10 protein-coding genes are annotated in these 8,205 nt (G+C 67.0%); 8 read left to right on the top strand and 2 right to left on the bottom strand.

The window, feature by feature from the left end; translation table 11 throughout:
- The 5 genes from AC5E6L_RS12215 to AC5E6L_RS12235 form a co-directional block, all read left to right on the top strand.
- Positions 1-838 (top strand): oxidoreductase dimerization domain-containing protein (locus AC5E6L_RS12215; RefSeq protein WP_491773614.1); only part of this gene is annotated, 838 nt, incomplete at its 5' end.
- 81 nt (positions 839-919) lie between these two features.
- Complete coding sequence (locus tag AC5E6L_RS12220; protein ID WP_491773616.1) at positions 920-1,252, top strand: TM2 domain-containing protein; 333 nt, start codon at positions 920-922, stop codon at positions 1,250-1,252.
- A gap of 118 nt (positions 1,253-1,370) precedes the next feature.
- Complete coding sequence (locus AC5E6L_RS12225) at positions 1,371-1,622, top strand: GlsB/YeaQ/YmgE family stress response membrane protein (protein WP_491229558.1); 252 nt, start codon at positions 1,371-1,373, stop codon at positions 1,620-1,622.
- A gap of 11 nt (positions 1,623-1,633) precedes the next feature.
- Positions 1,634-2,605, top strand: coding sequence for a lipoyl synthase (lipA, locus tag AC5E6L_RS12230; protein WP_491773618.1), 972 nt, complete (start codon positions 1,634-1,636; stop codon positions 2,603-2,605).
- A 4-nt stretch (positions 2,606-2,609) separates the two neighbouring features.
- The gene (locus AC5E6L_RS12235; RefSeq protein WP_491229661.1) at positions 2,610-3,083 is read left to right on the top strand and encodes a type II toxin-antitoxin system RatA family toxin; all 474 of its coding nucleotides are present in this window, start codon (positions 2,610-2,612) and stop codon (positions 3,081-3,083) included.
- Here the strand turns inward: AC5E6L_RS12235 and AC5E6L_RS12240 are convergent.
- Both AC5E6L_RS12240 and AC5E6L_RS12245 read right to left on the bottom strand, forming a co-directional pair.
- Positions 3,075-3,614, bottom strand: a complete 540-nt coding sequence (locus AC5E6L_RS12240) for a CinA family protein (RefSeq protein ID WP_491773621.1) — start codon at positions 3,612-3,614, stop codon at positions 3,075-3,077. The two genes, AC5E6L_RS12235 and AC5E6L_RS12240, sit on opposite strands and share 9 nt — an antisense overlap.
- The gene (locus tag AC5E6L_RS12245; protein ID WP_491773623.1) at positions 3,611-4,858 is read right to left on the bottom strand and encodes a bifunctional 2-C-methyl-D-erythritol 4-phosphate cytidylyltransferase/2-C-methyl-D-erythritol 2,4-cyclodiphosphate synthase; all 1,248 of its coding nucleotides are present in this window, start codon (positions 4,856-4,858) and stop codon (positions 3,611-3,613) included. Before AC5E6L_RS12245 ends, AC5E6L_RS12240 begins: the two co-directional genes overlap by 4 nt.
- An 84-nt stretch (positions 4,859-4,942) precedes the next feature.
- Here AC5E6L_RS12245 and dusB point away from each other — a divergent pair, with 84 nt between their 5' ends.
- The 3 genes from dusB to ntrC form a co-directional block, all read left to right on the top strand.
- Positions 4,943-5,986 carry a tRNA dihydrouridine synthase DusB gene (gene dusB, locus AC5E6L_RS12250; RefSeq protein WP_491773625.1) on the top strand — a complete coding sequence of 348 codons (1,044 nt, stop codon included), beginning with the start codon at positions 4,943-4,945 and terminating at the stop codon, positions 5,984-5,986.
- Entirely contained in the window at positions 5,983-7,134 is a 1,152-nt protein-coding gene (locus AC5E6L_RS12255; RefSeq protein WP_491229658.1) for a two-component system sensor histidine kinase NtrB, read from the top strand. Before dusB ends, AC5E6L_RS12255 begins: the two co-directional genes overlap by 4 nt.
- On the top strand, positions 7,131-8,205 hold a 1,075-nt coding region (ntrC, locus tag AC5E6L_RS12260; RefSeq protein WP_491773627.1), incomplete at its 3' end, for a nitrogen regulation protein NR(I). The genes AC5E6L_RS12255 and ntrC, both read left to right, overlap by 4 nt.

Consider the following 8,205-nt stretch of genomic DNA (forward strand, 5'->3'; position numbering starts at 1 on the left):
CGCCTCGTTCTACAACTCCATGGGGGTCGACGTCACCGTCATCGAACTGATGCCGACCATCATGCCGGTCGAGGACGAGGAAATCTCCAGGCTCGCCCGCAAGCAACTCGAAAGGCGCGGGCTGAAAATCCACACCGAGGCCAAGGTGGCCGGGGTTGAAAAGGCCGCCGATTCGATCAAGGCGACGGTTGAGCTCAAGGGCGGCAAGACGGAAGTGATCGAGGCCGACCGGCTGATTTCCGCGGTCGGCGTGCAGGGCAACATCGAAGGGATCGGCCTTGAGGCACTGGGCGTGAAGACCGATCGCGGCTGCATCGTCACCGACGGTTACGGCCAGACCAATATGGAGGGCATCTACGCGATCGGCGATGTGGCCGGCCCGCCCATGCTGGCGCACAAGGCCGAGCATGAAGGCGTGATCTGCATCGAGAAGATCGCCGGCGTGCCGGGCGTGCATGCGATGGACAAGACCCTGATCCCCGGCTGCACCTATTGCCACCCGCAGGTGGCGTCCGTCGGCCTGACCGAACAGGCGGCCCAGGATAGCGGCCGCGACGTGCGCGTCGGCCGGTTCCAGTTCGGCGCCAACGGCAAGGCGATCGCGCTGGGCGAGGACCAGGGCATGATCAAGACGATCTTCGACAAGAAGACCGGCCAGTTGATCGGCGCGCACATGGTCGGCGCCGAGGTGACCGAACTGATCCAGGGCTTCGTGGTCGCCATGAACCTTGAGACGACCGAGGAAGAGCTGATGCACACCGTCTTCCCGCACCCGACCCTGTCGGAAATGATGAAGGAGAGCGTGCTCGACGCCCATGGGCGCGTGCTGAACGCTTAAGTCGGGTTTCCTCTTTGTATTCCTTGCGTGTCGGGACGCGTCTGGTAGCGTTAAATTCACGGCGCTTTTATGGAGGGAAGCATGGTGGGTGAACAAAGGCCAAGCAGTGACGTCACAACGATGATGACGTTTGAAGCCAACAAGAAATCAACAGGCGCAACATATCTCATTTGGTTCTTCCTGGGAGGGCTTGGCGTGCACCGATTTTACCTGGGGCAGACGGCCACTGGGGTGGCTATGTTGCTGCTTTTTATATTCGGCTGGCTTACTTTTGTTTTTGTGGTTGGCTGGTTTCTCTTGGTCATTTTGGGCATTTGGTGGATCGTTGATGCATTCCTTATTCCCGGCATGGTTAGCCGGAAAAATAACAATCTTGCTGCCAGGCTGTCCGGCCACGGAAAGCTTAGCCCCTAAAGAAGGCTAGCAACGGCCACGCCTTGCCCCTACTGCATGGCCCGCATGAATTTAATCGCCTTGTCCCGCGGCAGTCACCTGCTTATTTTGAGGCGATATTGCGGAAAGGTTCAGTACGATGGACGCCAAAGCACTTCTCGTCATGGGCGGGATCGGAATCGTCGCCGGGTTCCTGGCCAGCCTCGTCGCCGGCGGCGGCAGCGGCCTGATCGTCTATCTGACCACCGGCGTGCTCGGCGCCTTCGTCGGCGGCATCGTGTTCGACAAGGCGGGCATCAGGCTGGGCATCGCCAACCCGCTGATCAACCAGATCGTCACCTCGACCGTCGGCGCGATCATCGTCATCATCATCGCGCGCCTGATCACCTAGGAAGCCTCCGCATGGTCACTGTTCTCGACACGGTCGCAACCGCAAGGCCGAAAGCGCGCCACCCGGAAAAGGCGCATCGCCCCGACCAGGATTCCGGCCTGAAGAAGCCGGACTGGATCCGCGTGCGCGCGCCGGTCTCCAAGGGGTTCCGCGAGACGAACCACATCGTCCAGTCGCACAATCTGGTCACCGTGTGCGGCGAGGCCGGATGCCCCAATATCGGCGAATGCTGGGACAAGAAGCACGCCAGCTTCATGATCCTTGGCGATATCTGCACGCGCGCCTGCGCCTTCTGCAACGTGACGACGGGCAAGCCGACCGGCATCGACCCCGACGAGCCGGCCAACATCGCAAAGGCCGTCGGGCAGATGGGGCTGAACCATGTCGTCATCACCTCGGTCGACCGCGACGATCTTGCCGATGGCGGCGCGCGGCATTTCGTCGATGTGATCCACGCGATCCGTGCCGGCTCGCCGGGCACGACGGTGGAGGTGCTGACGCCCGATTTCCTGCGCAAGGACGGGGCGCTGGAGATGGTTGCCGCCGCGCGGCCGGACGTCTTCAACCACAACCTGGAGACGGTCGCGTCCAACTATCTGACGGTGCGGCCGGGCGCCCGCTATTTCCACTCGATCCGGCTTTTGCAGCGCGTCAAGGAACTCGATCCCGCCATGTTCACCAAGTCGGGGATCATGGTGGGCCTTGGCGAGACGCGCAACGAAGTGCTGCAACTGATGGACGATCTGCGCACCGCAGACGTCGATTTCCTGACCATCGGCCAATATTTGCAGCCGACGAAGAAGCACCACAAGGTGATGGCCTATGTGACGCCGGACGAATTCAAATCCTATGAGACGGCCGCCTATTCCAAGGGTTTCCTGATGGTCTCGGCCAGCCCGCTGACGCGCTCCTCGCACCATGCGGGCGAGGATTTTGCCAAGCTGCGGCAAGCGCGCGCCATGAAGCTGGCCGCGGCCCAATAGCGCGATGCCGCAGTTTTCGTCGACACGGCGGGTCGACCACACCGCCACGGCCATGTTCGACCTCGTCGCCGATGTCGAGAAATATCCCCAGTTCGTACCGCTGTGCGAGGCGCTCGTCGTGCGCTCGCGCCGCGAGCGGGACGGCCGCACGCTGCTGATCGCGGACATGACGGTCGGCTACAGGGCGATCCGCGAGACGTTCACCAGCCAGGTGATCCTCAAGCCCGGCGCACACGAGATCGACGTGACCTATGTGGACGGCCCGTTCCGCTATCTGAGCAATCTGTGGCGGTTCGAGGATTGCGGCCAAGGCAGCTGCCAGGTGCATTTCCACATCGACTATGAATTCAAGAGCCGCATGCTGGGCGGCCTGATGGGCGCCATGTTCGACCGCGCTTTCCGCAGGTTCTCGGCGGCCTTCGAGGAGCGCGCCGACCAGCTTCAGGGCCGGCCGCTGCGCTCGGCCTCGTCAGCCTGACGAGACCGCGCCCGACGAGGGCCGTTCCGGCGCGCTCCGGGCCGTTTCGAGCAGCAGTTCCAGGGCGGTGATGACGCTCATCTGGCGGATGAGGGCGCGGCCTTCATCGCCGAACCGGCGCTTGAGCACGAGCGTTGCGCCGTGGGACGAGGTCGCGCCGAACCAGACCGTGCCGACCGGCTTGGCGTCCGAGCCGCCGCCGGGACCGGCGATCCCGGTCACGGAGACGGCGACATCGGCGTCCGAGCGGGCCAGCGCGCCCTCGGCCATGGCGCCGGCGACCTCGGCGGAAACGGCGCCCACCGCATCGAGCATGGGGCCCCCGACCCCGAGCATCGCCATCTTGGCGCCGTTCGAATAGGTGACGAAACCCCGGTCGAAGATGGCGGAGGACCCCGCAATGTCGGTAATCGCCGCCGCGATCATGCCACCGGTGCAGCTTTCTGCCGTCGCCGCCACGATGCCGCGCTCGGCGTAAAGGGCAACGACCTGCCGCGACAGCGCCTCGATCATCTCGCCGGGGCCGGTCATTGCGCCCTCTCCACGGGCGCGTAGGCAACGCTGGCCGTGGCGATCGCCGCGATGCCCTCGGCGCGGCCGACAAAGCCCATCTGTTCGTTGGTCGTCGCCTTGACCGAGCAGCGGCCGACATCGATCGCCAGAAGCCGGGCGAGCGCGGCGCGCATGTCCTGCCGGTGCGGGGCGATCTTCGGCGCCTCGGCGATCAGCGAGATGTCGGCGTTCAGGATCGTGCCGCCGGCCCGGCGCACGAGCCGTGCCGCCTGCTCGACGAACAGCGAGGAAGCCTGGCCCCGCCATTGCGGGTCCGACGGCGGGAAGTGGTCGCCGATATCGCCCGCGCCGCATGTGGCGAGCAGCGCGTCGGTCAGCGCGTGCAGGCCCACATCGGCATCCGAATGGCCGCACAGCGCCCGGCCGTGCGGGATGGCGACGCCGCACAGCGTGACATGGTCGCCCGGCCCGAACCGGTGCACGTCATAGCCGTTGCCGGTGCGGATGTCGGGCGGGGCGGGCGCTGTGCGGCCCAGTCGCCGTTCGGCCATCTCGAAATCCTGCGCGTAGGTCAGTTTCACGTTCGCCCCGTCGCTCGCGATGGCGGCGACCGGCAAGCCGGCCCATTCGAAAAGGGCCGCATCGTCGGTGAAGTTCGTCCGGCCCTCGGCCGCCGCCTGCCGGTGGACCGCAAGGATCGCATCGAGCGGAAAGGTCTGCGGCGTCTGTGCCGCGAACAGCCCCTCGCGCGGCACGGTCTCGCCGACTAGGCCGTCGCGGACGCGCTTGATCGTCTCGGCGACCGGCAAAACGGGCAGGACGCCGCCAGCGGGATGGGCGCGCACGGCCGCATCGATGCGCCGCAGCAGCGCCGGCGGCACGAAGGGGCGGGCGGCATCGTGGATCATCACATGGGTGAGGCGAGGCCGCGCGGCCGCAAGGGCCTCAAGCCCGGCGCGTACGGAATCCTGGCGCGCCGCGCCGCCATGGACGGTCAGAAGGCCATGGTCCGCGCCGACCGCCTCGGCGAAGGCCGTCCCGTCATCGGCATGGATCACCACGCATGTGTCCGTGGCCGCGACGAAGCCTTCGAACGCATCGAGGGTGCGGGCGATCATGGCACGGCCGGCGAGCGGACGGTATTGCTTCGGGCCGCCGTCGCGCCCGGCCCGATCGCCCCGGCCGGCGGCGACGATCACCAGACCCGTGACGGGACCGGTGGGCGGGCGGGCCGTCGCCGATCCGGCGTTCGGGGCGTTCATCTGCGGGAAAATCCGGTCATCGCCCTCGTTTAGCAAAGCGGTGCGATTGCGCAATCGGACAAGCCTGTATAAAGATTAGGCATCATGCGGTGTTGCACAAAAAACGCTCATCCCAACGCCGGGCCATGCCTGGCCGAACCGTTGCGGATCGGCCGCGTTCGCCTGAGCAACCGCGTGTTTCTCGCGCCCATGTCCGGCATTTCGGACGCGCCGTTCCGGCGCCTGGCCCATGGGCACGGCGCCGGGCTCGTGGTCAGCGAGATGATCGCGAGCCGCGAGTTCTGCCAGGCCCATGCCGAAAGCCGCAAGCGCGCGGCGCGCCATGCGGGGCAGGGGCCCTTCATGCTGCAACTGGCCGGGCGCGAGGCGCGCTGGATGGGCGAGGCGGCCCGGATCGCCGCCGATGCCGGGGCAGACCTGATCGACATCAATATGGGCTGTCCGGCCCGGAAGGTGACGGGCGGGCTGTCCGGCTCGGCGCTGATGCGCGATCTCGATCATGCGCTGACGCTGATCGAGGCGACGGTGAACGCAAGCCCAGTGCCCGTGACGCTGAAGATGCGCCTTGGCTGGGACGCCCGGTCGATCAACGCGCCCGAGCTTGCGCGCCGCGCCGAAAAGGCGGGCGTTCATATGGTCACCGTGCATGGGCGCACGCGCGCGCAGTTCTATGAGGGCCGCGCCGACTGGAACGCGGTCGCCGCCGTGCGCGATGCGATCTCGGTTCCGCTCGTCGTCAATGGCGACATTGCGGACCGGGCCTCGGCGCGGGCGGCGCTTGCCGCCTCCGGCGCCGACGCGGTGATGGTCGGCCGCGCCGCCTGCGGCCGGCCGTGGGTGGCGGGCGAAATCGCCGGCGCCGCGCGCGACCGGCCGACGCCGGCGACGATCGCGGCCTATGTCGTCGCCCATTACGAGGCGATGCTGGCTCACCATGGCGAGGTGGCCGGCGTGCGCCACGCGCGCAAGCATCTGGGCTGGTATCTGGATGTCCATGCCCGCCACGTGCCGGACCTTGCCGCCCGCAAGGGCGCGATCCTGCGCGAGCGCGACCCCGAAACGGTCAGGCGCGCGCTTTGCCGCATCCTGGGGGAGGCGACCGCCCTCCCGCGGCGCCTTGCCGCATGAGCGCTCCCGGGCAGAGGCGTGGCGAGGGCGGCATCCGGGCGCTGCAAGTGCTCGATACGATCCGCGATCCGGTCATCCTGCTCGACGCCGACAACCATATCGGCTTTGCCAATCTGGAGGCGGAGTATTTCTTCCTGTCCTCGTCGGCGCATCTGGAAGGGCGCAGGATCGACGATTTCCTGCCCTTTTCGAGCCCGCTTCTGGCCCTGATCGGCCAGGTCCGGCAGGAGGGCTCGCCCGTCAACGAGTACCGGGTCGATCTGTCCTCGCCGCGCATCGGGTCCGACCGCATCGTCGACATCCACGTCACGCCGGTGCCCGAGGAGGCGGGCGCCATGGTCATCGTGTTCCGCGAGCGCTCCATGGCCGACAAGTTCGACCGGCAGATGACCCATCGCGGCGCGGCGCGCTCGGTCACCGGCCTGGCCGCCATGCTCGGCCACGAGATCAAGAACCCGCTGTCGGGCATCCGGGGCGCGGCGCAACTGCTGGAGGCTTCGGCCAGCGACGAGGACCGCGCGCTGACGCAACTGATCCGCGCCGAAACGGACCGGATCGTGCGCCTGGTCGACAGGATGGAGGTGTTCTCGGACCAGCGGCCCGTCGACCGCAATGCCGTCAACATCCACATCGTGCTCGACCGCGTCGAGAAAAGCGCCAAAACCGGCTTTGCGCGCGATATTCGCTTCACGCAGCGGTACGACCCGTCCTTGCCCTTCGTCGCCGGCAACCAGGATCAGCTCATCCAGGCCTTCCTGAACCTCGTGAAGAACGCGGCCGAAGCCTGCGCGCCCGTCGACCGTCCCCATATCCGGCTCAGGACCGCCTACCGGCCCGGCGTGCACCTTTCGATTCCCGGCGCCAACGAACGCGTCTCGCTGCCGCTCGAATTCTCCGTCGAGGACAACGGGCCGGGCGTGCCCGAGGACATCCAGATGCACATGTTCGACCCTTTCATCACCACCAAGCCGAACGGCTCCGGCCTCGGGTTGGCGCTGGTCGCCAAGATCGTCGGAGACCATGGCGGCGTCATCGAGTGCGACAGCGCCCCCGGCCGCACCGTCTTCCGCATCCTGATGCCGGCGGCGCCGGCCGGCCTGAAACGGCTCGCCGCGCGCGATGAAGGCTCGGCCGAGGCGAACGCATGAGCAACGGCACCGTCCTTGTGGCCGACGATGACGCGGCGATCCGTACCGTGGTCAGCCAGGCGCTGTCGCGGGCCGGCTACCATGTGCGCGTGACGTCCAACGCGGCGACGCTGTGGCGCTGGGTGGCGGCCGGGGAGGGCGATGCGGTGGTCTCCGACGTCGTCATGCCCGACGACAATCTGTTCGACCTTCTGCCGCGCATCAAGAAGCTCAGACCCGACCTGCCGGTCATCGTCATGAGCGCGCAGAACACCTTCATGACCGCGATCCGGGCGACGGAGAAGGGCGCCTACGAATATCTGCCCAAGCCCTTCGATCTCGTCGAACTGACGGGGATCGTCGGCCGCGCGCTGACCGAGCTGCGGCGACGCGGCCCGCACGGCGCCGTCACGCCGGACGATGCGGGCGAGGCGATGCCGCTGGTCGGCCGCTCGCCCGCCATGCAGGACATATACCGCGTGCTCGCGCGGATGATCCGGTCGGACCTGACGGTGCTGATCAACGGGGAATCGGGCACCGGAAAGGAGCTCGTCGCCAGGGCGCTGCACGAATACGGCAAGCGAAAGAACGGCCCGTTCGTGGCCATCAACATGGCCGCCATTCCGCGCGACCTGATCGAATCGGAACTGTTCGGCCATGAAAAGGGCGCCTTTACGGGCGCGACGGCCCGGTCGACCGGCCGCTTCGAGCAGGCCGAGAACGGCACCTTGTTCCTCGACGAGATCGGCGACATGCCGATGGATGCGCAGACGCGCCTGCTGCGCGTCCTCCAGCAGGGCGAATATATGACCGTGGGCGGCCGGACGCCGATCAGGACCAATGTGCGGATCGTCGCCGCCACCAACAAGGACCTGCGCGCCCTGATCGGCCAGGGCCTGTTCCGCGAGGACCTCTACTATCGGCTCAACGTGGTCCCCTTGCGCATCCCGCCGCTGCGCGAGCGGCTCGACGACATCGGCGACCTGGTCAGCCACTTCCTGGCCAAGGTCCAGGAGGAGGGGCTGGAAGCAAAGCGCCTCCTGCCCGACGCGCTCGAACTGATGCGGCGCTACGACTGGCCTGGCAATGTGC

This window comes from Roseitalea sp. (assembly GCF_984466335.1).